Below are 23785 nucleotides of genomic sequence, written 5' to 3'. Positions count from 1 at the left end.
TGAACCGTGCGTTTTGTGACCATATACAAAGACATCAGCAAAATTGAAACCAAACTCATCAAAAACCTGACCGGCAGGCAGATCGCCTTTTTTGGCGCTGGCGGCGTCATCGGGTTTACCGCTTTCTGGTACTCCCACGCCACAATCGGATACAATGCGGCCATTTACCTGATGTTTGCGATTGTCCTGCCTTTTGGCGCGCTTGCACTTTACAAAAACAAAAAGACAGGCCGAACGCTTGAGAAAAAAATAGCCATTCTGCTGCGGGCAAAATGCATTCGCCCGCAAATCCGCACCTATCACTCCGAAAACATTTATGATTCTCTGCAAAAGCAAATCCACAAGGAAAGAGAGGCGAGGCATCTTGCCAGGATTCAACGAGCAGCTTCAAAAGGGACTCAACTTCATCATCGGGAAACCGCAGGGACCGGCAGAACGAGCCGGTCGAATGGATAATATACCGAAGCATGTTCTGTCCAGCATTCCGTTTGCGGCCATATCCAAAAGTGGCCTGTGCTATGTGGGCAAACGGTACTACACAAAGACGCTTGTGTTCGAAGATATCAACTATCAGCTGGCACAGAGCGAAGAACAGGACCGGGTTTTTGAATTGTGGCGCAAGTTTCACAGCTATTTTGGCAGCAATACCCCATGGCAGCTGACATGCAGCTGTTATTTTGGAAATCCGGACGATATCGGCAGGGCTATCGGCCTTGCGCCCGAAGGCGATGAATTGGACGACTTGCGCAAAGAATTCACCGACATGCTCCACGACCAGCTCTCCAAAGGCAACAACGCCATCATACAGCGCCGGTACTTGACCTTCGGCGCGGAAGCGGATAGTCCGGCCGACGCCCGACGGGTGCTGGAACGCAAAGAGATGGACATCATCGGCAATTTTAAAAGCATGGGCGTGCTTTCCCGGTCCCTCAATGGGTACGACCGGCTGAACGCCCTGTATACGGCTTTTCATCCATACAGCCACAAGAAAATGAAATTCCGTTGGGCGGACGTTGCCCAAACGGGGCTGACCCCCAAAAACTTTATTGCACCCACGTCGTTTGATTTTAGCTACAAAGACGTATTCCGCATGGGAAACACATGGGGTGCGGTTTCCCATATGATTATCAACGCCAGTGAAATGTCCGACGAATTTCTTCCGGACCTGCTCAACATGGAGATTCCCATCACATTTACCATGCATTTTCAGCCCATAGACCATGACCGGGCTGTTAAAAAAGTCAAGCAGGCCGTTTCGGACGTTGCCAAAATGACAATCGACGAACAAAAGAAATCCTTCCAGAACGGCTATAGCATGGACGTCCTACCGCCGGATCTGGAGATGTACGGCGATTCCACCAAACAGCTTTTGGATGTTTTGAATTACCGGGATGAACGGCTGTCCACCGTCACGATCCTTGCCATGCACACCGCGCCGAATCTGAAAAAACTGCGGCAGTACATGGAACAGACGGCGGGCGTCGCGCGCAAATACAACAGCGAGCTGCTGCCGCTGGATTACGAACAGGAACAGGGACTTATGAGCAGCCTGCCGCTTGGCGTCAACCAGGTGGAAATCCATCGTGCGTTCAACACCGCCGCCGCGGCGATTATGGCCCCGTTTTCTTCCAAAGAACTGTTTCAGCTGGAGCAGGCCATGTACTACGGACTCAATCCGATGTCGCAAAAAATGATCCGCGTCAATCGGAAACGCCTAAAAAACCCAAACGGCCTGATTCTTGGGACGCCAGGCTCGGGCAAGAGTTTTACGGCAAAGCGGGAAATGGTGGAGGTCTTTTTCGAAACCGACGATGACATCATCATTGTGGACCCTGAAAACGAATATGGCCTGCTGGTCAACCGGCTCGGCGGGCAGGTCATTGAGATGTCTGTGTCCAGCAAAAACTATATCAATCCGCTTGATCTGAACGAGAACTACGGGGACGATGACGACCCTGTTTCGGCAAAGTCCGAATTTATCCTGTCGCTTTGCGAGCTGATTGTCGGCGGTAAAGACGGTTTGCAATACGGTGAAAAATCCATTGTGGATCGTTGCGTCCGACTGGCCTATCAGGGGTATTTTAACGATCCCCGTCCGGAAAACATGCCTATTTTGGAGGATATCCAGAACCTGCTGCTCGAATTCGGCAAAAACAATCCGGACGCGCTCAACATCGCCAAGGCGCTCGAAATCTATGTGAGTGGCTCTTTCAACGTGTTCAACCACCGGACAAACGTCGATTTGCAGAACCGTCTGGTCTGCTTTGACCTGAAACGGCTTGGCCATCAGCTGCGCAAAATCGCCATGTTAATCTTGCAGGACCAAGCGTGGAACCGGATCAGTTGTAACCGCGCGTCGCATAAAGCCACCTGGTTTTACGAAGATGAATTTCACCTGATGCTCCGTGAGGAACAGACGGCGGCGTATTCGGTGGAGTTTTTCCGCCGATTGCGGAAATGGTTCGGTATCCCGACGGGCATCACACAGAATGTTAAGGAACTGCTGCTGTCGCCGGCCATCGAAAGCATTTTTGATAACTCGGATTTTATTCTTATGCTCAACCAGTCAAAAGCGGACGGCGAAGTGCTGGCCAGACACTTGGGCATCTCCGACCAACAAATGCATTATGCCACACAGGTGGAGCCTGGTACTGGGCTGATGTTTTACGGCAACACCATTATTCCATTTGTCGATCAATTCCCCGAAGACACGGAATTGTACAGACTGATGGACACCAAGCCCAATGAAAAATTACAGAACCGTCCGGAAGTGGGCGCAAAGCATGGATAAGCAACATTTTCCGCGCCGTAATCCAAACCGCGAACAATTCCTTTCGAAAAACCAAACGCCGTCTTCTCCGCGTCTCGAAGAACACGGCAGAATGCCTGTATACGGGCATTCGCCCCCGAAAGTCGCCGAGGGCGGAAGCATATGGCGCAGAACCCGTCCGTCCAGCACAGCGCAACAGACGCAGAAAAGTGATCAGGCGTCCGGCGCGCCGCCGCAGAATCAGCGCCCATCCCGCACTCCTGCCCCGTTAAAGCCCACCGATACGATTAACCCGTACAAATCCAACGCATACAATCCCTATCGTTCCAGCCCCCCAAATCAAAATTCATCCCGTCCGAACCCCGCGCAGCCGCCCTCTCCGCGTACGTCCGGTGCCCGTGCCAACTTCTCACAGGAAGGCATGTACAGCCGAACGCACAAATGGAACGATGCTGAAAAGAAAAATTTAGCCGTGCAACCAAACAACGAAGAGACGCCGGCATTTACACACAAATCTTCGAATTGGGAAACGGGTCCGGCAAAAGCGCCGCCCGCCCTATCCGTCAACAAGCTTCTCCGATATATCCCCTCCAAAGGGGAAGCGCGGGGAAACACAAAAAAGGAGTCGGGCGGCGCGCCGTTTTCTTCTAAAGTAGGAAAAAAACAGCGTTCACCCGTTTCTCGTTCCAGGCGCGATACACCCGCGCACACATTTCGCAATGTCGCAGCCGCGGCTGCGGCTGCGGTGCACGGGGCCAATAAAGACGGCCCTGTGCAGGAGGCTTCTGTCGAGGCAGAACGGACCATCAAAAACACCGCTGCTTTAGCCGCGAAAGAGGCGGCCAGACGCATGGTACGCCAAATGCGACGGCGGCAGTCGGAAAAAGTTTTAACCGGCAGCGCGTCCAAAGTGTTTAAACGCATCTTGCAAGCACTGATTCCCACCAAAAAATCCATGGCGATTGTCGGGGCTGTGATGGCCGTCGTCCTCCTTTTGTTTTTACTTATTTCAGTAACCATGTTGCCTGTGTTTGCCGGTATTACCGGCGCGGCGGGCGGGGTGCAGAGCATTACGTTTGCTGCGTCGGACGCGGACATTGACCAGGCTGACCGGTACTACAGCCAGAGGGAGGCTGATTTACGCACACAAATTGCAAATATTCAAAGCACCCACCCTGGGTATAACGAATACGATTACGCCATTGGCACAATCGGACATGTCCCTTTACAGCTGATCGCTTACCTGACGGCTGTATATGGGGATTTTTCTTTTGATTCAGTAAAACCTCATCTGGATGATTTGTTCAATATGCAGTACCAACTGCACTTAACCGCGCAAACGCAGATGCGAACCGTGACCACCACCGATCCTTCAACCGGGCAATCAACCAGTACGCAACAGCCTTACACGATTCTCACCGTTACCCTAAATGCACAGGACTTTACCTCCATGCTGGCGATTCTGCTTGCGCAGGATGGACTGGCCGATGAATACGCCGCGCTCATGCAGGCCAAGGGAAACCGACAGTATTTCAGCAATCCCTTTTCGTTCGGGTGGTCCATGTATATTACCAGTCTGTCCGCGACCAATGCCGCGGTGCTGGACGTCCCGGTTGGCACACAGGTGACTGCTTCTGTGGCGGGCACCGTTACACAGGCGTCTGGAGGCACGGTGCAAATATCCGGTACGGATGGCCTTGTGGCCATCTATACCGGTTGTGCGTCTATTAAGGCGACGCAGGGGCAGACCGTCGCGTCCAATACCCCGGTCGCGACGACCGGCGCCGGGTTTACCGTCCAGTTTTTTCGCGGTGGAGAGGCGTTAGACCCCTACGTCTTCGTGGACATCGGGGAGGACGCCAGCACAACCTCCGGCTCCATCGCAGTAGGCGGCAATCCCATCGGTGGAAGTGTGGGCACCTATACCGGAACCGTGACGCAGGTAGCCGCGCAATACGGCATGAGCGCTTATGTGAATCTCATTTTGGCGGTCATGCAACAGGAAAGCGGCGGGCAGGGCGGCGATCCGATGCAAGCGGCCGAGGGACCGTTTAATACGCAATACCCAAAATGCCCGAACGGTATTACCAATCCCACATATTCCATCCAGTGCGGTATTCAAGAGCTGCATCAGAACTTGCAGCTCGCCGGCGTTACTTCGCCGGGGGATATGCCCGATATTGAGCTGGCCTTACAGGGCTACAATTTTGGCTCCGGCTTCATTTCCTGGGCCAAAAGTAACGGCGGGTATTCGATGGCGAACGCGCTCGCGTTTTCGCAGATAGAGGCGGTCAAAATGGGCTGGTCCTCATATGGAGACCCGTATTACGTCCCGCATGTCCTGCGGTATTACAAAAACAGTTAGGAGTGGTCTTTTGACTTTCGCGGAAATTGATAAAAAGATTGCCAAATCCAAAGAAAGGCTGGCAAAAGAACAGGAACGTCTTGAAAAATACACGGCCACGCGCAAAGGAATGGAAGACGAGGCCTGCGCGGCGGCCGCGCGGGCAGCCGCGCATGAGTGGAATATGCAGCCCGAAGAGTTTGCAAAATTGTTGCAGACGCTTGGACCGGATGGACTGGAAAAGGCGCGTCCCGGTACATCGGAAGTGCGCAAACCGGATCAAACTCCCCGGCAGAATGAAGAAACGCCCAAACAGGAGGAAACAGCAAAATGATGAAAATCCGAAAACTTTTAATCTCCACGGCGGCTGCATTCGGCGTGGCCGCCGTTTGCGCTTTATCCGCATCAGCCGATACCATACCGGTCAGCGGCACGGGCACCGTCATTGGAAACGCAACGGTGGACGCCTCACAGTGTGAGTTCGAAACAATCAAAACCGCAGATGGCTCTGTGCTCTATCTTGTCGTGGACAAAAGCAACACAACCGGCCAGAACGTGTATCTTCTAACGCCCGTCACTGAGGACACCCTACGCTCCATGATTGCTGGCGCGTCCAGCAAAAACAGTATCATCGGCGGCGGCACGACTTCTTCCGGATCGGGCTTTTTGGGTGGACTTGGCGGTGGCACGTCGTCCACATCGGGCACTGGTACCGTCTCGTCCGCACCGTCGGGCACGTCGTCTGGATCGACCTCTGCGGTAAAAGAAACAAACGCGCAGAAAGTGAGCAACTCGCTTTCCGGCCATTCGCTGCTTTTCGTTCTGGTTATTGCGGCGCTGGGCATCGGCGGCGGTTACTACTTCAAAATCTATAAACCCAAACACGGCAAAAAAATTACGCCGGATGGGATGGATATGGACGACGATGATTTGGAGGACCCCGATGAGGAAGACAATGCTTCCACGAGATCCGGTAGGAGGAAACCGGCCGGTGACGAAGACAAAGAATATTCTCGCAAGTCGTCCACTCGCGAACCTGTTTCCCACGATGACGCGGGGGAACAGCCCAATGAGGAGGAAGGCAATTCGGACGACACCGATGAGGACGCGGATACGCCGCCGTCTCTTTTGCAGAATCTGAACCAGAAAAAGCAGGACGCGAAAAGAACGGAAGCGGAGCGTTCAGACCGGTATGACGAAGAAGATTTCAACGAATAACAGGAGGTGAAAACAATGTCTGTTCTGGTGATCACCGAAAAAAGAAGCGTGGCGGAGTCCATCGCGGGCGTGATCGGCGCGTCAAAGCAGGAAAACGGGTATTTTTCCGGCAATGGATATCTGGTGTCGTGGTGCAATGGGCACCTGTTGGCGCTCGCCGCGCCGGATGCTTATGATCCGGCCTGCTCCAGCTCTTCCAAGTGGACGTTGGACGCGCTCCCGATCATTCCTGATGAGTGGATGTACGTGCAGCCGCCGGATGACGGTAAAGCCAAACGCTTCAAATTGCTCGCCCGTCTGATGGCGGATGATGAGGTCGAAAGCCTGATCTGCGCGACAGACGCAGGGAGAGAAGGCGAGCTCATCTTCCGACTCGTCTATGAGTATTGCGGATGCAAAAAACCCTTTAGGCGCCTCTGGATTTCCTCCATGGAGGAGCAGGCAATCGCGGAAGGTTTTGCGCAACTGAAAGATGGAAGCGCTTACGATGATCTGTATGCCGCCGCGTTGTGCCGGGAACACGCGGACTGGCTGGTCGGCATGAACGGTTCCCGTTATTTCTCCGTGCTGTATGAACGCGCGCTGAGCGTCGGCCGCGTCATGTCCCCTACGATGTGCTTTTTAGTGCGGCGGGAACAGGAAATTTCCGGCTTTGTAAAGGAAACCTTTTACACGGTTGACCTGAACTGCTGCGGGTTTTCGGCTTCCAGCGACCGGATCTCTTCTTTAAAAGACGCCCGTGCGCTGGAACAGGCTTGTGGAAATCAGGGGGAGGCGCTCGTCCAAACCGTGCGCCGGGAGGACAAATTGTCCAGACCTCCAAAGCTGTATGATTTGACGGCCTTGCAGCGCGACGCCAACCGGTTATATGGATATACGGCCAACCAGACGCTGGACTACATGCAGTCTTTATATGAAAAGAAGCTGGGAACCTATCCCCGAACGGACAGCCGGTATTTGACGCAGGCTGCGGGCGCGGAGGTCCCCGCGCTGATTCAGGCGCTTGCGCCTGCCCTTCCGTTCGCGGCCGGGCTGGACTTGACCGTGCATCCGGCGCAAGTGGTCAATGACAGTAAAGTCAGTGACCATCATGCCCTTCTCCCCACAATGGAGGCGGCAAAAACGGACTTGACCGCATTGCCCACGGGCGAACGGAATGTACTAAACATGGTGGCCGCGCGCCTTTTCTGCGCCGTGTGCACACCGCACCGCTACGCGGAAACCACCGTGACCCTGATTTGTGCGAAGCGGGATTTTCACGCGAAAGGGCGCGTCGTGACGGATGTCGGTTGGAAAGCTGTTGAAAAAGCCCACCTTGCCACCATACGGGATAAGCCTAAGGATGAGAAAGTGACGGCGCTGCCTGCGCTGACGGAACGGCAGCTGCTGCGCCCCATCCAAGCCGCCCTGCATAAGGGCTTTACTTCTCCCCCGAAGCGGTATACGGAAGACACGCTGCTCGCCGCCATGGAAACCGCCGGCGCGGAAGACTTCGCGGAGATCCAGGACGCGGAACGGAAAGGACTCGGGACTTCCGCGACACGCGCAGCCACTATTGAAAAACTGCTGGAAAAACAATTGGCGAAGCGGGAGAAATCCAGTGAAAGCAGCAAAACCGTCTATCTGGTGCCCACGCAAAAAGGAGAGCTGTTGGCGGGGGTTTTGCCTGAAATTCTGACGTCTGCGAAACTGACGGCGGAGTGGGAAGCAAAGCTGGCGGACATTGCGCATGGAAATGGAGATTCGGCCACGTTTATGGCGGGCATTGAAGACATGACCCGACAACTGGTGGCGTCTAAAAAAGCGTCGGGCAGCAACCCGTTTCCCGTCGAAAAAGGCAAGCGCGATCCGGTCGGAAATTGCCCCTGGTGCGGGAAACCGGTTTTTGAGACGAGCAAAGGGTTCTGCTGCTCCGGCTATCACGACGCCCCGGTCTGTGGATTCGCGCTCTGGAAGGATGATCGCTTTTTTGCCGCCGCCAAGAAAAAACTGACACGCCCGGTTGTGGCCGCGCTTTTGAAAAAAGGAAGTGCGGACTTGACTGGGCTTTTTTCTGCCCGTACCGGCAAAACCTATAGCGCCACCGTCGTTCTGTCATCACAAGAGGGAAAGAACGGGAAGTTGTGGCCGCATTTTGAGTTGACATTTCCCGCAAGGAAAGGAAAACAGCATGGATAAACGAACCGATGGAAAACATGTCTCGACAGCCGGCCCGGAGATTCCGGTTCGGCACCGACGAATTCCCTATAAAATTGGCGGACTCGACCACCCCGGCTTGCCGGGGTTTGTTTTATCTGACGGTACAATTCTGCCGGAAGAAGCCAGAGACGCTTATGGAAACTACTGGGGCGGCGGTAGCTGCTACCTGCCGGTTCGGGCGGTAGATGGGACGGTTACGGCGTTCCATCGCTTGGATGAGCCGGAAAATTATCTGCGCGGCGTAGAAATGTCTATGGAACAGAATTACGACATGATTGATGGCGTGATCGATAATCTTCCACCTGAACGGGATGAACGTGAAAAGAAGAAGATTCCTCATAAGGAACCGCCCGCGCCGGAGAAACGGCGCCGTCATGATGAACCGGAACGATAACGGAGGATGATGTTGCTATGTCTTCATTGTATAAACAAACGGCGCCTGTATCAAATACTCCCCCGCCCGCCGCCGATCTGAAGCGCTACACAAGGATTCGCCTGTTCGCCGACGCGGGCCGCGCGTCGGCCCAATACTTGTTGGCAAAAATGCTTGTGGAAGGAAACGGCGTCCAGAAAAATGTGTATCTGGCGGATGAATATTTCGTCAAAGCATTTCGCAATTCCCTGGATAATGCGGACATAATGGCAAACACCGTTCGCAATCCGGATCTGTACGACGCTCTGGAGTACGGCGAAGTGCTGTCCGGCGCGGCGGCCTGTTATCGGGTGGGTCGGATGTATGAGAATGGCGAGGGCTGCTTTCAGGATATAGACAAAGCAGTCGAATATTATGAGGTTGCCGCAAAACTGCGGCATGTTCCGGCTGAATATCGCTTGTGGAGGCTGCTTGGTTGTAAGGCGAAAACGTACAGCAATTTTGAACAAGGTCATGCTTATCTCAAAGACGCCGCCATGGGCGGAAGTTTGGCGGCCACTTATGAATATGGGCGGTTACTGCTGATTCATATAGACAACGATTCCAAAAAATATGGGCTGTATCTGGTTCAAAGGGCTGCCAAACACGGCTATGCAAAAGCGGTGGACTATCTAAAGCAAGCGTTTCGTCCGCCCGCACGGCGGGAACAGCAACCGCGACACAGCCATGGTTTGGAGAGGTAGGGGCGATTTTTATATTACATATTAAGGGTAAAACCCTTAGAGAGATCGTGAACAGTCTGCGCTGCAACGGCCATCCGGTGTGCAGCAATCAGAACGGCTATTTTTATGCTTCAGCCCTCATGGATGTCCAAAAAACAATCAATCAGCTGTCTCACCGGATTAAAAAGATGGGAAAAGCGCGCGAGGGGCTACTGTCGTGGGAACAAAAACACGGAAGAACATGAAAACGCTCACACATTTGTCCCTGTTTAGCGGCATTGGCGGTTTGGATATCGCCGGTGAAATGGCTAATGGGTTACCCCGTTGGATGGACGAGCCTGCCATCCCAAGAATAGCCACTGGCATTCCAAACCGGATTGAGCGTTTGCAATGCTTAGGGAATGCCGTGGTTCCACAGCAATCTTATCCGTTTTTTAAATACATAGCCGAAATCGAAAGGATGTGGGCGTGAATATGGCTGAACCAATCAAGACAGTTGTGGTCAACCTTTATGGTGGCCCTGGAGCTGGCAAGCATGGAAATGTGGCGGGGCAAGGCTGGGTGGGCACTACCAATACCCATCGCAAGCGCGACGCACAGGAAAGGTAAAAAGGACGATTACATGAAGAAAAAGCGCCTTTTTGTTGATATGGACGGTACATTAGCCGTCTTTCGTCCCGTAAACACTCTGGAAACGCTGTATGAACGCGGGTACTTCCTTAATCTCTCTCCACATCAAAATGTTGTGGAAGCGGTGAAAAAGCTCATTCAGAGCAAAGAAGCCGAGGTCTTTGTTTTATCCGCATTTTTATCGGACAGCCCTCACGCACTGACTGAAAAAAACATCTGGCTGGATAAGCATTTGCCGGAGATTGACACGGCGCATCGCATTTTTTTGCCGTGTGGTGAGGACAAAAAAGAACACATTCCCGGAGGTATCCGCCCGGATGATTTTCTTCTTGACGATTATACGCATAATCTTGTTCAATGGCAGCCACCGGCACGCGGTATCAAGCTGCTGAACGGCATTAATCACACACACGGCACTTGGCCGCATGACCGCTTGCGGTATGACAAACAACCTTCTGAGCTTGCAACCAATATCCTGCGCATTATGGGCAACCGTGCGAAAATCCGGGATGGCCTGCCGCAAGGTCCGGAGCACGCGCGGGTGTCTTGCAAGAAATGCGCGCGGAAAGGAGAAAGATAGAATGGCCACACCTGCGAAAAGCGAAATTCAATTATTGAATAATGAATGCTGCTTAGTCTTTGACTTTGGGTGCTATTTTCCATATTCAAATTTTGAAATGCTGACCTTTAATTTTTCCTTGGGGTTGGAAGAATTCGACGATTACAAAATAAATCATCGTTATCCAAATAAAAATTATCATACAATATCCAAAAAGTATGGGCGAAAATTAAGCAAAATCGGATACCCCTACATTATGAAACTTGATGAGCAATCACCAATGCTTCTATGTTTGAAAGCGGGTATCAACAAGCAATATATAACCATGATTTTTCCGGTTCAAACAAATATGACAAAAGACAGACCAGTTAGCGGCTTATCCTTACGATATGATTTTGATAAAAGCGAATTTCATTTTACGTCATATAAAAAATCTGTAAATCGCGGGGCGTATCATCCGCACATTTGGCGCAATCATGAAATAGAGGGCGATCGAAAAGGTAATAACGACATACTGTTGAACCCGCCGTGTAAGGTTGGCGGTGGCAGTTGTACGCTCCTCTATGACAATGTTATTGAACCGTGTTCAACAACATTGTCAGATTTGTTGCTATAAAAATATAGAAAGCTCAGCCAACAGCTGTCTAAGTATGAAGAGGTGCGTATGATCACAGAAACCATTACCAATGGTGAAAACACCTATACGGTTGAATTTTCTCCTGACGGTGTAAAAGTTTTTCAAGACGCGATGGAAATAACCGCAGATGAACTCAAAATTATCCGTGAAAAAGGTGCCGTTCCTGTTGCGGAAATTGATTTAGCAGCGGCCGCGTACGATATTGTACATGCCTATGTTTACACGGCTGCCGAGGCAGATACGTGGTAAGCCGAATAGCACCAGCGATTAGGAGAGAAGGCGTTCGTCAATTATGAGTGAAGCACATAACTAATGTAAAATCCATGGCTAAATGTCCGGCATATAGAATTCCACCGCCCTATCTTTGTCTGCTGTCCATCGACTGCTTATATTTTTTTCTTTGCACATAATATAAGCTTTATGCGATAACAATTTTTTCGTCTTCTCTAAATTTGGAAGCCGAACGTGTTCGTGGCGTTTTTCATCATCCCGCCAACCACAGAAGTAAATCTTTTCACTTTCTTCAACATTCGTTATATAGACGGCAATATCATGGGGCTTTGCAACGTTTTGCTTTCGTGCAATATGAGGGATCGCCTTATTCAAGGCTTCAAAAAAATAAATCGGTTTAAACGGTCCGTTTTTTGAATATCTGAAATCAAGAACTTCTATTAATTTCTTATATGTTTCAGGTTCGATTTGGATCTTGATTACAAATCCGCGATCTACCCTTACCTCAAAATACAAATTGTAAGCAATCACCCCTAAAGCCAGCTTGAACGGCTCATTGTCAATGAAGAAAAACGTGTCAAAATTCACGCCGCAATATGAGAAATTGAATTTGTACCGCTGGATTTTTTGTGATTTCATGCTTTTGTATAAATTACGGAGTCCATTTAAAACCATAATACCACCTAAATAATTGAAGGAGTGTTTGTATGATCAAGCAAACCGTTACGGATAGCGAAAACACATATGATGTTGAGTTTACAAAAAAAGGTATCTACGTCTATCGCCATGGCGACAGCAAACACATAATTCTTGCGGAAATAGGCTTGAGGGATGCAGCAGCGCATCTCGTGGATACTTTTATAGATAATGAGCCTTAATAATTTCTAAATACTGCTTTACTCACCATTATACCACCATTAATTTTAAACAGAAAGCAGGAACATACATGGCAAGCAATCTGCAAAAAACATCAGCTCTGTTAGAGCAGACAGCTTTGGATGTGACAAAATCCCCGGAAGCATGGATGAAGTTTCTGGACACGGCTGCCCGCATTTACAAATATCCGTTCACCGATCAACTGCTGATCTGCGCCCAACGCCCAGACGCTACCGCTGTGGCCACTTATCCAATCTGGAACCAGCGGATGCACCGCTGGATTCAGCGTGGAGCATCCGGTATTGCTCTTCTGGATGTAGAAAATGAACGAGTGAAATATGTTTTTGACATATCGGATACACGGCCTGGCAAAGGCGCGCGGGAACCATGGCTGTGGGAGCTGCGGGAGGAACATCACACAGCTGTCATGAAAACTCTGGAGGAAAGCTATGGTGTGACAGAGGGGGACATGTCCCACCGTCTGGCCACCGCCGCCGCAAGCGCGGTAGATAGCTCTTTGGAAATCTATGTGAAGGACTTCCTCCATGCCAGAGATGGCAGCCGACTTGCTGAACAATCGGATGAAAATGCTGTTAATATCCTGTGCCATGTAGCCAGAGCAACCGTCCAGCACCTTGTCCTTGCACGTTGCAGCATCCGGGCGCAGCGCCTTTATGATTCCGAATTTGACGGAGTGGGCTATTTTAATACGGCTGATGCAATAATGGCTCTTGGTCATGTAACGCAGGAAATCTCCGCATTCGTTATTCACCAGATCGAGCGTACCATCAAAACATATGAGCGGGAAAAAGTCCATAACGGACTTGAAAATTCCGAACAGAAGGAATATAATACAAACAGATCGCAATTTAGCGTTGTAAATCGTGAAAGCGAGGTTGAACAGCATGGAGAACAAGACCAAGAACCGGTTCGGGATCACATACACGCAGAACGGGGATTATCTAATCCCGGACATCGTGATGGACCCGCAGCCGGAGGGCACGATCGGGATTTACGGCCGGGCACGCAAGCGGTACCTGAAGGAGTATCACGGAATTCTTTACACACGGATGGTAGCGAAGTGCAACTTGAAAGCTCACCTGCTGGAGATCGACCAGGAAGCACAGGAGATGCAAGACCGGATCGTGGAGCAGATGAAGAAGCAGAGAGGCATCACAGAGCAACTAAAAGCGAACGATCAGATGCGCTGGGTGGGCGAAATGAACAACATCCTGGCATCGGCGCGGGAGATGGTGATGCACGATCTGATCTACGTCTAAACATTGATGCTACGCCTGCAAACGGGATGCATACCCGCGATTGGCATGACCGCAGCACGGAAACTAAAGAACGCCCATTTTTCCATGACCAAGCCTCTATTAACGCTATTTTGAAAGAAACGCCGCACCTCAAGGATGCAAAGCCTGAGATCGCGGCGTTTTTTGCTGCCCATGCAGATGATGAAGAACGCACGGCGTACATTGAGCGCATTTTCAATGACGATTACACGGAGCTCCTAATCGGTTCGGATGAACGGCGCGTGGGTTATAAAACGTATCAAAATGTATTGCATCTGTGGGAGGGCAGTTACCTGTCCCGCACGTCCGAATCCTTTTACGATTGGGGCGTCATCGCCGCCTACTATGGCACGATGCTTGTGATGGGCGAATTTCTGGACGACACCACACCGGATGGTCAGCTGTTATTGACAGCTGTTCCTGAAAAGAAAGCCATCCCGGATGCAGCCATTGATGCCTCGCTGCAACGGAATGGAAGCGGTTTTGAGGGCGGAAAATACCGCATCTATGCCTATTTTTCAGAGAACCATACTGCCCAAGAACGCGCTGACTTCCTGAAAAATGAATTTGGCATCGGCGGAATTTGTCCGGCTCTACCCGGTTCCAGACTCGACGAGTGGCATGATAGCAAAGGAATCCGGTTTACACGGGGAGGTTCGTCTGGCACAAAGGTGGAAATCCGATTGTCATGGTCTCAAATGCAATCCCGTATCATGAGTTTGGTCACTGCCGACCACTACCTGACCCCACGGGAAAAAGCGGACATGCCCGACTATCAGCAGCACGCGGAGCAAAAGAGACGTGAAGCCTCAAAACGCGATGCAGATTGGAAGTCTGCCCATGCGGTATCGCCCGCGGTGCATCCATTTCAGAAACCCGATACGGTTCTGCGGGCAGATGCACCAACAAGAGCCACACCGCCGCCAACCGTACAAATGAGCTTGTTCCCCACAGTAAAACAACAGCAGATTGAAATTGCTCAGGCGGAGGATGCACAATCCTCTGCCTTTTCTTTGGCACAAGACGACATTAACCAGGTGCTTTGTGCAGGTGGCTTGTTCCAAAACGGAAAATTCCGCATTGCAGAGCAATTTGCACGCCATCAAAGTGCCAAGATAAACGCAGATTTTCTCAAAAATGAGTATGGCCAAAGTGGCGGCAGTCTTACATTTTCAGACGAGACATCTGGTCAAGTCCGGTATAACGCAAAGGGCATTTCAATCTATAAAAGCAGGAGAGGTTCCGAACCGGACAAGTTTCTTCCCTGGGCAGATGCGGAAAAGTTGATTCGCGCTCTGATTGAAACAGGCCGTTATCTGACGCCAGAGGAACGCACAGCATATACAGCGTGGAAAAAAGAACGCGCGGAAGCCCTTGCCTCCACCGAACAACTTCATGCGCACAATCGCCGCCCCCATCAAGAAACAACAGCCGAAGAAAGCACGCAGCTGTCCTTTTCACAGGCTACCGATTCGCATTCGGATGTTCCAGACACGCATTCTAAAAATCCAGATGTCCTGGAAAAGATGGGTGCTAATCTCACGATTACTCGTCAGGAAGATGCCATTTTTATCGACCAAGCTGGAACAGAACCGGGTTCGGGCACTTATGTGGACGTAGATATCACGGTGCCGGATGAAGTGGCCGATACCATCCAAGAGCAGATTCCGATTGGCGAAACACTTACGCTGTATGAACGCCAGTTTACCGTTGATTCAGTAAACTATGACAGCGGCAAGGTCAACCTCCGTGACGAAACCTTTGCCGGACACACCGGGTTTCCTATTTTCCGGGTAGAATCTCTGGATTTTGTGCGCGATGCACTGCAAAAGGAAGCTCGCGATCAGGAGAAGGCTACAAACAAAAACGTGCAGCCGCCACAACCGAAAGGCATACAAAAGGAGCCGGAAGCCCCGCTTCAAAACTTCCGTATTACGGAGGACACCTTGCCCGCAGGCGGGCCGAAGGCGCGGTATGCCCGTAATGTTGCCGCTATCCGTACACTCAGACAAATTGAATCTAAAAACCGACCGGCTACAGCGGAAAAGCAAGCGGTCTTGTCCGCTTACGCGGGCTGGGGCGGTGTTGCCCAGGCATTCGACGCAGGCGACCCGAAGTGGCAGTCTGAATATGCAGAACTGAAAGAGCTGCTCACAGATGAGGACTATGCCGCCGCGCGTTCCTCCGTTTTAAATGCGCATTACACATCCCCCACGATCATCCGGGCAATGTATAGCGGGTTGGAACGGTTGGGCTTTCAAGCCGGTAACGTGCTGGAACCGGCTTGCGGTACCGGTAACTTTTTCGGAATGGTACCGGAAAACATGGGTGCATCAAAATTGTATGGCGTCGAACTGGACGATATCACGGGCCGGATCGCCAAGCAACTGTATCCACAGGCGGACATCACCGTGGATGGATTTGAGAACACGGACTTCCCGGATGAGTTTTTTGACTTGGCCATTGGCAATGTACCGTTCGGCAATTACAAACTGCCGGATCGCCGTTATGCAAAGAGCAATTTCCTCATCCATGATTATTTTTTTGCAAAATCACTGGACAAAGTACGCCCTGGCGGTCTGATTGCGTTTATTACCAGCAAAGGCACAATGGATAAGCGCGACAATACCGTGCGCCGGTATATTGCCAGACGGGCTGATCTGCTGGGCGCTGTGCGGCTTCCGAACAATGCCTTTGCCGGTGCCGGTACGGAAGTCACGGCGGACATCATCTTCCTACAAAAACGTGATCGCCTGACGGACGAAGAACCGGATTGGCTGTTCTCTGGTGAAAACGAAGACAGTGTAGCCGTCAACCGGTATTTTGCAGATCATCCAGAAATGGTGCTGGGCAAGATGGAGTATGTTTCCGGACCGTATGGGCAGGAAACTGCCTGCCTGCCGATTCCTGGCATGAATCTCGCAGAGCAACTGGAAAAGGCAATGCGGCGGCTGGAATTACCTGACCGCGCCATCTTTGACATCAGCGTCCCGGAGCCGGACGGAGATTTGGAGGAAGATATTCCTTCTTCACTTCCTGCCGACCCAGATGTGCGCAATTTCAGTTATACGCTGGTGGATGACCACCTGTATTTCCGGGAAAATTCCCGAATGAACCTTGTACACCTGCCTGAAACCACAGAACGCCGTGTGCGTGGCATGATGGAACTGCGTGACTGCACACGCAAGCTGATTGCGCTCCAGATGGAAGACGCAGCAGATGATGTGATCCATCAGACGCAGACACAGTTGAATACTCTGTACGATGCCTATTCCAAAGACTACGGCCTGCTTTCCAGTCAAGGCAACCGGCGCGCTTTTGAAAATGATGCATCCTACAGCCTGCTCACGTCACTGGAAGTGGTGAACGAAAACGGCCGCCTGGAACGCAAAGCGGATATGTTCAGCAAGCGCACCATCCAACACGCACAGCCGGTCACGTCGGTGGATACGGCAAGCGATGCGCTGGCGGTTTCCATCGCGGAACAGGCAGGCGTCGATATGGCATACATGCAGGAGTTGACCGGGTTCTCCGAAGAAAAGTTGGCGGAAGATCTCACCGGCGTTATTTTTCGCAACTTGGGCGACGCAGATCCGGCCACTGTGCCGAAAGCGTTCGTAAAACTGGAAGCCTTCCCCTATGTGATGGCAGATGAATACCTTTCCGGTAACGTGCGCGCAAAACTGCGAATGGCAAAAGCGCTTGCGGAAATGCGCCCCGATTTTGCGGAGCAGATTGTACCCAACATCGTGGCGCTGGAAAAAGTGCAGCCTAAAGACCTGAGTGCCGGTGAAATCGACGTGCGTCTGGGTGTGACTTGGATTGAGCCCATGTATATCGACCAGTTTATGGCCGATGTGCTCAAAACCCCGCGTGTTCTTTTGCTGAACAGTATCCACACACAGTATGCGGACGTGTCCGGCGTCTGGAATATTCGTGGCAAGAGCGCGGACAGTATGGATAACGTTCGTGTACATGCCACTTATGGAACAAAGCGGCGCAATGCTTACTATCTTCTGGAGGACAGTTTAAACCTCAAAGACGTGCGGATTTTTGACACGGTTCTGGATGCCGAAGGGAGAGAGCATCGGGTTTTAAACGGGAAAGAAACCGCGATTGCACAGCAAAAGCAGGATGCCCTGCGTCAGGCTTTTCAGGATTGGATCTGGAAAGACCCGGACAGGCGGCAGACGCTTGTCAAAAAGTACAATGAGCTTTTCAACAGCACCCGCCCGCGTGAATACGATGGGCAGCATATTGTTTTTAATGGAATGAACCCCGAAATCCAACTGCGCCCTTATCAGCGGAACGCAGTTGCTCATGTCCTTTATGGTCACAACGCGCTGCTGGCGCATTGCGTTGGGGCTGGAAAAACCTACGAAATGATTGCGTCGGCAATGGAAAGCAAACGGCTTGGACTTTGTAACAAAGCCTTGTTCGTTGTCCCCAATCACCTGACAGAGCAATGGGGATCGGACTTTCTGCGGCTGTATCCGGGCGCAAACGTGCTGGTGGCCACCCGCAAAGACTTCGAACCGGCCAACCGTAAGCGGTTCTGTGCGCGGATTGCCACCGGCGATTATGACGCGATCATTATCGGACACAGCCAGTTTGAGAAGATACCGGTTTCGCCTGAACGACAGGCGCGCACCATCCAGCGGCAGATTGACGATATCGAACTGGCGCTGGAACAGGTTAGCAACGAGGATGGTCAGCGTTACACCGTCAAACAGCTTGAAAACACTCGCAAATCGTTGGAAGCCCGACTGAAAAAGCTCAACGACACGGAGCGCAAGGACAACGTGGTCACATTCGAGGAATTGGGTGTGGATAGGCTGTTTGTGGACGAAGCGGATACATACAAAAATTTGTTCCTGTTTACCAAAATGAGGAATGTGGCGGGTATCGGTCAGACCGAAGCGCAAAAATCCAGCGACATGTACGCAAAGTGCCAATACATGGATGAGCTGACCGGCGAACGCGGTATTGTGTTCGCCACAGGAACACCCATCAGCAACAGCATGGTAGAACTTTTCACCATGATGCGTTATCTGCAATCGAGCATGTTGCACGAACACGGACTTGACCAGTTTGACAGCTGGGCGGCGGCGTTCGGTGAGCGTGTCACGGCCATGGAACTGAAACCCGAGGGTAGTGGATTCCGAGCAAAAACACGGTTTGCACGATTCTTTAACCTGCCAGAGTTGATGTCCCTCTGGAAGGAGGCTGCCGATATTCAGACGGCGGATATGCTTCACCTGCCGGTTCCGAAAGCGGAATACATCGACGTGGTGACAAAAGCCAGCACCATCCAAAAGGATTTTGTGCAGCAATTCGGAGAACGCGCGGAAAAAGTGCATCAGAATCTGGTGGAGCCTTATGAGGATAACATGCTGGCCATCACGAATGATGGCCGCAAATTGGCGCTCGATCAGCGCTTGATGAATCCGTTGTTACCCGACGACCCGGACAGCAAAATCAACGCCTGCGTAAAAAACGTCCTGCAAGTCTGGCAGGAAACAGCGGAGCAGCGCGGCGCACAGCTGATATTCTGCGATCTATCGACACCACATAACGATGGTAAATTCAACGTCTATGATGACATTCGGAAAAAGCTGACGGCACAGGGTATCCCTGCCGGAGAAATTGCTTTTATCCATGAAGCCAAAACCGAAACGCAGAAAAAAGAGCTGTTTGCGCGTGTCCGCAAAGGACAAGTGCGGGTACTTTTGGGCAGCACGGCAAAAATGGGAGCCGGTACGAACTGCCAGGATCGCCTTGCGGCGCTCCATCATGTCGATTGCCCCTGGCGGCCGCGCGATCTGGAACAGCGTGAAGGGCGCATTCTCCGCTTTGGCAACAAATTTGGCACCGTTCGTATTTTCCGGTACGTTACCCAAGGCACATTCGACGCCTACAATTGGTCTCTGATCGAGAATAAGCAGAAGTTTATCGGGCAGGTTGTGACCGGCAAAAGTCCGGCCCGTAGCTGTGAGGATGTGGACGGCACGGCGCTTTCTTATGCCGAGGTAAAATCCCTGGCCACGGGCGATCCTCGCATTAAACAGAAAATGGATCTGGACATTCAGGTGTCAAAACTGCGGATGTTGCAGGCCAGTTATGCCAGCCAAAAGTATGAACTCGAAGACAATCTGCTTAAACATTATCCCCAGCAGACACAAGCCACTCAGGAGAAAATTGCCGGTTTGACTGAGGATGAAAAACAGGTAGCCGCACACCCGCAGCAGGATGCAGACCATTTTACCATGCAGGTAATGGGAAAAACCTTTTCCGATAAAAAGGCCGCTGGTGAAGCGATTATTGCAGTCTGCCAGCGTATCAAATCGAAGGATGAGGTTGTTCAGCTGGGTGAATATAGGGGTTTCGCCATGCAAGTTGCGTTTGACAGACTGGCCGTCACTTTTAAACTGATGCTGAAACACAGATTGGGACGGTCGGTTGACGTGGGCGCGGACGCACTGGGCAATATCACGCGCATTGACCACGCTCTGGCGAATATCCCGAAACGGTTAAACGAGGCACGCGAGCACTTGTCTGAATTACAGCAGCAGATGGAGATTGCCCGTGAAGAAGTAGCAAAGCCGTTCCCACAAGAGCAGGAACTTGTCGAAAAGGCAGACCGTCTGCAAGCCCTCAACGCACTTCTGAGCACGGAGGATAAAGAACGTCCAAAGGAAGCTGTAAAATCTGCTCGTCCCATTCGACATCGCAACGTAAGACTTGAGAGGTAAACATATGGCAAATCGCTATCGTCCTATCCAGCTTCATGTAATGGTCAGCGCCCGAGAAAAAGAAATTATTGATCTGAAAATGGAGCGCGCTGGTGCGCATAGTATCGGAAGTTATATCCGGAAAATGGCACTCGACGGATATGTTGTGCATTTGGACATGTCCGACGTGCGTGAATTGCTGGCGCTGTTACGAAATATCAGCAATAACGTCAATCAGATTGCCCGCCGCGTCAACCAGACCCACAATCTCTACGAAGAGGACGTTGGGGATATTCGGCACGGCGTAATGGGCATCTGGAAATCCATCAACGTTCTTTTGGACAAGTGGGAGGGCGTTTAACACCGTGGCGGCGGTATAAAACAGGCATCAGGCCGCCAGCGTTCCGGGGTAAAGCCCCGGAGGTTGCAATCAGCAATAGTCGCTTTGTATACCTGATTACTGTATCGTAATTGTGATAAAAATATCAAACGATGTTTGCGAGTGACAGAGTATTTTTATCGGTCCATTTCGTGTTTGTTTTTCTTGTGGAAATTTTTTTCGTGCTTTTTTAAAATATTCTTTTGGGATTCGTCGGCCAACAGGTCAAGTCTCTCGTACATTTTTAAAAATGCGCTTGCAAGTTTGTCGTTGTCAATAAGCTCATCACGCTGTTCTCGTACAATATAATCAAATTGCTCAATTCCCTTATATTCAATCGCACTACGTACCAATGCGAGTGTCTGCGGGGAAAGCGCATCCCAGTACCGGTTGCAGATAAAGGACAGATCATACAAGTCTCGAATTTTATCCCTGCTGGTATATGCGTTTGTTTTCATAACGCACAAAATGTCAATCGTATAAACGATAATCCCGTCAATTCGTGTAGTTTCGGACGTGGGGATATGCTTGCGTCGATAAGACGTTTCGATTTTAAGCGGTTTTTCAGCGTTTCCATAATCAATAAAGTAACGCTGAACGGTATCGGTGTCTTTAGCTGTTCTCCATGTATAGTGCCGCTGATTGCAAAAATGTGAAACAATAACTCCAATTCCCTTTCGACGTCCATCAAGGTCAATATCTTCTGAAAACCGGTTAAGTCCATAACAAGAAAGTAAAGCAGTTCCACCTTTTAAAATAAAATCTTCTGCACTTTTGTTCATGAATTGAAGAAAATCGTGAATGACTTGCCCATGCATTTCTCTCCAATTGCTCATAACGCCCGTTTCTCCTTAAAATCCAGCCACTCTGCATAGTATTCACGCCCCATAAACCGATCAATTTCTGGCCATTTTTCTATGGAACGCAGCATAGCCACTTTTTCAAAAATTTCATTGGTATAGTGCTCGTTGCTAATATAATCCCGGTTCATCCCCTGGGCGATGGTGAATTTTCCGTCTGCTATCAAATCCAGCAAAGCACGTATATGATTGGCTACGTTATAGGTGCCCGCGTGCTCCGGAATGTGTCGGCCGTGCTCGATACCGTAATCGCCAAACAGGCTGCCGCTGCTTTCAGCGAGCCGCGGGCGCCGCCATTGGAGCGCCGATTGGTGCCAGTCACCGCTGGTAGACAGCGAACAAGGTATATTTAAGGCGTGAACGCCTGTGACATATTTCATGTGACAGCTCCTTTCCGCAATGAATGGCAGTCTCTATCTTTATTATACCACATTCAGAAAAGAGGTACACAGCAAATGGCAGTATCAGATCTCAAATGCATCAAGGTGCGCAGCGGTCGCTCCATCGCATACGTGGTAAAAGACCGCATCGATTATTATAAAAATCCCCAAAAAACAGATAACGGTCGGTTGGTATCCGCTTATCAGTGCACACCGGATACAGCCATTGAAGAACTTTTGTCCGTCAAGCACACTTATGAGGCGCGGACCGGCCGAAAACGGTCGAGCAACAACGCCGTCCTGTGGCGCATTATGCAATCTTTTAAGCCGGGCGAAGTCTCGCCGGAAGAGGCAAACAAGATCGGTTACGAGACGGCGGAAGAATTTTTAAAAGGCGAGCATCAGTTTATCGTCTGCACACACACCGACCACAAACATATTCACAACCACATCGTGTGGAACAGCACTGCTCTTGACTGTGAACACAAATGGAATAACTATAACCGATCTGCCATGGCCGCCCGCGCGATCAGTGACCGCATCTGCGCGGAGCACGGCCTGTCCGTTGTCCGCCCCAAAGAAAAAGGAAAGAAGTATGCGGAATGGGCGGCAGAGAAAAAAGGTGCCAGCTGGAAAGAGAGATTGCGCGCGATGATCGATACCATTTTACCGACTTGTACGGATTACTCGGGCTTCCTTACAAAGATGCGACAGGCCGGATATGAGGTGCAAACAGGAAAAAAATACGTTTCCTTTCGTGCGGCTGGTCAGACGCGTTTTACACGGATGAAAACGCTTGGGATGGATTATACCGAGGAGGCGGTGCGGGCGCGCCTGGAGGCAAGGCAGTCTGCTTCCGCACGGCATAAATCGCAAATCCTGTTTGTCAAAAAAATCAATCTGCTCATTGACATCCGCGCAAAGTTACAGGCGGGCAAAGGCACCGGATATGCGCACTGGGCAAAACTCTTCAATGTCAAACAAACGGCCAAAACGCTGTACTATATCCGAGAGCACGGAATTGCGGATTATACCGAGTTGGAGAAGCGCGCAAAAACAGCGGCTGAAAAGCAATCTGCGCTGTCCGCAAAAATGAAATCACTGGACGGGCGTATGAAAGAAATTCAAGATTTGGAATCTCAAATTATTACATATAGCAAGACCCATGCGGTGTATATGGAGTATCAGCGATCTGGATGGAATCCGGTCTTTCGCGCGCAGCATGAAACAGAAATTCTCCAGCACGAGAGTGCAAAGAAAGCATTTAATGCGCTTCACACGGACTCTCTCCCCAAAATGGCACAACTTCAACAAAAATACGCAGAACTGCTTTCTCAAAAGCAGGCGTGGCGCAAGGAATATCAAGAAGCTAAATCCGAAGTTGATGAGCTACGGGTAATCAAGAAAAACATTGATACGGTACTGGATATTCCGGATGATGGAGAAGCTAAGGAGCCGGATATCGAAAATGGCAGACCCAGGCAGTAACAATAAAAATGACGCAATATTATATCACATGGAAAAATATTTTGCAACTTTTTGCAAAAGATTTTTCCATAATTTATGATATTTCATAGG

At 50.8% G+C, this 23785-nt stretch carries 21 protein-coding genes and 1 pseudogene; 18 read left to right on the top strand and 4 right to left on the bottom strand.

All coding sequences use genetic code 11. The annotated features are described in order from the left end of the window. Window positions 1-6 precede the first annotated feature (6 nt). The 13 genes from ABF463_RS01985 to ABF463_RS01925 all read left to right on the top strand — a co-directional run bounded on the left by ABF463_RS01985 (window position 7) and on the right by ABF463_RS01925 (window position 11701). A complete protein-coding gene (locus ABF463_RS01985; protein ID WP_415531861.1) occupies window positions 7-456 on the top strand; it encodes a PrgI family protein in 450 nt (149 codons plus the stop codon). Next, window positions 365-2791: a VirB4-like conjugal transfer ATPase, CD1110 family gene (locus ABF463_RS01980; RefSeq protein ID WP_415531860.1), complete on the top strand. Its 2427-nt coding sequence runs from the start codon at window positions 365-367 to the stop codon at window positions 2789-2791. Before ABF463_RS01985 ends, ABF463_RS01980 begins: the two co-directional genes overlap by 92 nt. Continuing rightward, on the top strand, window positions 2784-5135 hold the full coding sequence (locus ABF463_RS01975; protein WP_415531859.1) for a CD1108 family mobile element protein: 2352 nt from the start codon (window positions 2784-2786) through the stop codon (window positions 5133-5135). The genes ABF463_RS01980 and ABF463_RS01975 overlap by 8 nt, the downstream gene beginning before the upstream one ends. Before the next feature lie 10 nt (window positions 5136-5145). Then, the gene (locus tag ABF463_RS01970) at window positions 5146-5448 is read left to right on the top strand and encodes a hypothetical protein (protein WP_415531858.1); all 303 of its coding nucleotides are present in this window, start codon (window positions 5146-5148) and stop codon (window positions 5446-5448) included. Beyond that, on the top strand, window positions 5445-6332 hold the full coding sequence (locus ABF463_RS01965; protein ID WP_415531857.1) for a CD1107 family mobile element protein: 888 nt from the start codon (window positions 5445-5447) through the stop codon (window positions 6330-6332). Before ABF463_RS01970 ends, ABF463_RS01965 begins: the two co-directional genes overlap by 4 nt. Before the next feature lie 15 nt (window positions 6333-6347). Next, on the top strand, window positions 6348-8510 hold the full coding sequence (locus ABF463_RS01960; RefSeq protein WP_415531856.1) for a DNA topoisomerase: 2163 nt from the start codon (window positions 6348-6350) through the stop codon (window positions 8508-8510). Then, window positions 8503-8925 (top strand): DUF4316 domain-containing protein, encoded by a 423-nt coding sequence (locus tag ABF463_RS01955; protein WP_415531855.1) that lies wholly within the window; start codon window positions 8503-8505, stop codon window positions 8923-8925. Before ABF463_RS01960 ends, ABF463_RS01955 begins: the two co-directional genes overlap by 8 nt. 17 nt (window positions 8926-8942) lie before the next feature. Further along, window positions 8943-9647 (top strand): tetratricopeptide repeat protein, encoded by a 705-nt coding sequence (locus tag ABF463_RS01950; protein ID WP_415531854.1) that lies wholly within the window; start codon window positions 8943-8945, stop codon window positions 9645-9647. Window positions 9648-9843: 196 nt separating this feature from the next. Next, on the top strand, window positions 9844-10098 hold the full coding sequence (locus ABF463_RS01945) for a hypothetical protein (RefSeq protein WP_415531853.1): 255 nt from the start codon (window positions 9844-9846) through the stop codon (window positions 10096-10098). Window positions 10099-10100: 2 nt separating this feature from the next. Continuing rightward, window positions 10101-10235 carry a hypothetical protein gene (locus ABF463_RS01940; protein WP_415531852.1) on the top strand — a complete coding sequence of 45 codons (135 nt, stop codon included), beginning with the start codon at window positions 10101-10103 and terminating at the stop codon, window positions 10233-10235. 13 nt (window positions 10236-10248) lie between these two features. Next, on the top strand, window positions 10249-10836 hold the full coding sequence (locus tag ABF463_RS01935) for a 5' nucleotidase, NT5C type (protein WP_415531851.1): 588 nt from the start codon (window positions 10249-10251) through the stop codon (window positions 10834-10836). 1 nt (window position 10837) lies between these two features. Next, on the top strand, window positions 10838-11431 hold the full coding sequence (locus tag ABF463_RS01930; RefSeq protein ID WP_415531850.1) for a hypothetical protein: 594 nt from the start codon (window positions 10838-10840) through the stop codon (window positions 11429-11431). A gap of 48 nt (window positions 11432-11479) precedes the next feature. Continuing rightward, complete coding sequence (locus ABF463_RS01925; RefSeq protein WP_415531849.1) at window positions 11480-11701, top strand: hypothetical protein; 222 nt, start codon at window positions 11480-11482, stop codon at window positions 11699-11701. Window positions 11702-11779: 78 nt separating this feature from the next. Here the strand turns inward: ABF463_RS01925 and ABF463_RS01920 are convergent, their stop codons facing one another. After that, window positions 11780-12358, bottom strand: coding sequence for a DUF6037 family protein (locus ABF463_RS01920; protein WP_415531848.1), 579 nt, complete (start codon window positions 12356-12358; stop codon window positions 11780-11782). Window positions 12359-12390: 32 nt separating this feature from the next. Between ABF463_RS01920 and ABF463_RS01915 the strand changes: the two genes are divergently transcribed. Continuing rightward, window positions 12391-12561: a hypothetical protein gene (locus ABF463_RS01915; RefSeq protein WP_415531847.1), complete on the top strand. Its 171-nt coding sequence runs from the start codon at window positions 12391-12393 to the stop codon at window positions 12559-12561. Window positions 12562-12662: 101 nt separating this feature from the next. On the opposite strand, the gene ABF463_RS01910 is transcribed toward ABF463_RS01915, so the two are convergent. After that, complete coding sequence (locus tag ABF463_RS01910; RefSeq protein WP_415531846.1) at window positions 12663-13298, bottom strand: hypothetical protein; 636 nt, start codon at window positions 13296-13298, stop codon at window positions 12663-12665. 166 nt (window positions 13299-13464) lie between these two features. Here ABF463_RS01910 and ABF463_RS01905 point away from each other — a divergent pair, with 166 nt between their 5' ends. The 3 genes and pseudogenes from ABF463_RS01905 to ABF463_RS01895 all read left to right on the top strand — a co-directional run bounded on the left by ABF463_RS01905 (window position 13465) and on the right by ABF463_RS01895 (window position 20949). Then, entirely contained in the window at window positions 13465-13839 is a 375-nt protein-coding gene (locus tag ABF463_RS01905; protein WP_415531845.1) for a TnpV protein, read from the top strand. A 1931-nt stretch (window positions 13840-15770) separates the two neighbouring features. Further along, window positions 15771-20609: pseudogene (locus ABF463_RS01900) on the top strand (DEAD/DEAH box helicase family protein); the annotation flags it as partial. Window positions 20610-20613: 4 nt separating this feature from the next. Further along, the gene (locus ABF463_RS01895; protein WP_415531844.1) at window positions 20614-20949 is read left to right on the top strand and encodes a plasmid mobilization protein; all 336 of its coding nucleotides are present in this window, start codon (window positions 20614-20616) and stop codon (window positions 20947-20949) included. Between the two features lie 155 nt (window positions 20950-21104). On the opposite strand, the gene ABF463_RS01890 is transcribed toward ABF463_RS01895, so the two are convergent. Together ABF463_RS01890 and ABF463_RS01885 are read right to left on the bottom strand one after the other, a co-directional pair. Continuing rightward, window positions 21105-21803: a nucleotidyl transferase AbiEii/AbiGii toxin family protein gene (locus ABF463_RS01890; RefSeq protein WP_415531843.1), complete on the bottom strand. Its 699-nt coding sequence runs from the start codon at window positions 21801-21803 to the stop codon at window positions 21105-21107. Continuing rightward, a complete protein-coding gene (locus tag ABF463_RS01885) occupies window positions 21800-22207 on the bottom strand; it encodes a hypothetical protein (protein WP_415531842.1) in 408 nt (135 codons plus the stop codon). Before ABF463_RS01885 ends, ABF463_RS01890 begins: the two co-directional genes overlap by 4 nt. 75 nt (window positions 22208-22282) lie before the next feature. On the opposite strand from ABF463_RS01885, the gene ABF463_RS01880 reads away from it, so the two are divergent. Beyond that, window positions 22283-23695 carry a relaxase/mobilization nuclease domain-containing protein gene (locus ABF463_RS01880; protein WP_415531841.1) on the top strand — a complete coding sequence of 471 codons (1413 nt, stop codon included), beginning with the start codon at window positions 22283-22285 and terminating at the stop codon, window positions 23693-23695. Window positions 23696-23785: the final 90 nt, after the last annotated feature.

The sequence above is a fragment of the Ethanoligenens sp. genome, assembly GCF_047718355.1.
In the GTDB taxonomy this organism is placed as follows: Bacteria; Bacillota; Clostridia; order Oscillospirales; family Ethanoligenentaceae; genus Ethanoligenens.
The sequence above is the reverse complement of the archived record's forward strand: the minus strand, read 5'-3'. Positions and strand labels throughout refer to the sequence as shown.

Coding starts and splice junctions, on each gene's coding strand:
- ABF463_RS01960 (WP_415531856.1), top strand. CDS start 6,348: ATGTCTGTTCTGGTGATCACCGAAAAAAGAAGCGTGGCGGAGTCCATC.
- ABF463_RS01890 (WP_415531843.1), bottom strand. CDS start 21,803: ATGAGCAATTGGAGAGAAATGCATGGGCAAGTCATTCACGATTTTCTT.
- ABF463_RS01885 (WP_415531842.1), bottom strand. CDS start 22,207: ATGAAATATGTCACAGGCGTTCACGCCTTAAATATACCTTGTTCGCTG.
- ABF463_RS01950 (WP_415531854.1), top strand. CDS start 8,943: ATGTCTTCATTGTATAAACAAACGGCGCCTGTATCAAATACTCCCCCG.
- ABF463_RS01975 (WP_415531859.1), top strand. CDS start 2,784: ATGGATAAGCAACATTTTCCGCGCCGTAATCCAAACCGCGAACAATTC.
- ABF463_RS01915 (WP_415531847.1), top strand. CDS start 12,391: ATGATCAAGCAAACCGTTACGGATAGCGAAAACACATATGATGTTGAG.
- ABF463_RS01965 (WP_415531857.1), top strand. CDS start 5,445: ATGATGAAAATCCGAAAACTTTTAATCTCCACGGCGGCTGCATTCGGC.
- ABF463_RS01955 (WP_415531855.1), top strand. CDS start 8,503: ATGGATAAACGAACCGATGGAAAACATGTCTCGACAGCCGGCCCGGAG.
- ABF463_RS01895 (WP_415531844.1), top strand. CDS start 20,614: ATGGCAAATCGCTATCGTCCTATCCAGCTTCATGTAATGGTCAGCGCC.
- ABF463_RS01930 (WP_415531850.1), top strand. CDS start 10,838: ATGGCCACACCTGCGAAAAGCGAAATTCAATTATTGAATAATGAATGC.
- ABF463_RS01910 (WP_415531846.1), bottom strand. CDS start 13,298: ATGACCAAGAGCCATTATTGCATCAGCCGTATTAAAATAGCCCACTCC.
- ABF463_RS01905 (WP_415531845.1), top strand. CDS start 13,465: ATGGAGAACAAGACCAAGAACCGGTTCGGGATCACATACACGCAGAAC.
- ABF463_RS01935 (WP_415531851.1), top strand. CDS start 10,249: ATGAAGAAAAAGCGCCTTTTTGTTGATATGGACGGTACATTAGCCGTC.
- ABF463_RS01920 (WP_415531848.1), bottom strand. CDS start 12,358: ATGGTTTTAAATGGACTCCGTAATTTATACAAAAGCATGAAATCACAA.
- ABF463_RS01925 (WP_415531849.1), top strand. CDS start 11,480: ATGATCACAGAAACCATTACCAATGGTGAAAACACCTATACGGTTGAA.
- ABF463_RS01880 (WP_415531841.1), top strand. CDS start 22,283: ATGGCAGTATCAGATCTCAAATGCATCAAGGTGCGCAGCGGTCGCTCC.
- ABF463_RS01940 (WP_415531852.1), top strand. CDS start 10,101: ATGGCTGAACCAATCAAGACAGTTGTGGTCAACCTTTATGGTGGCCCT.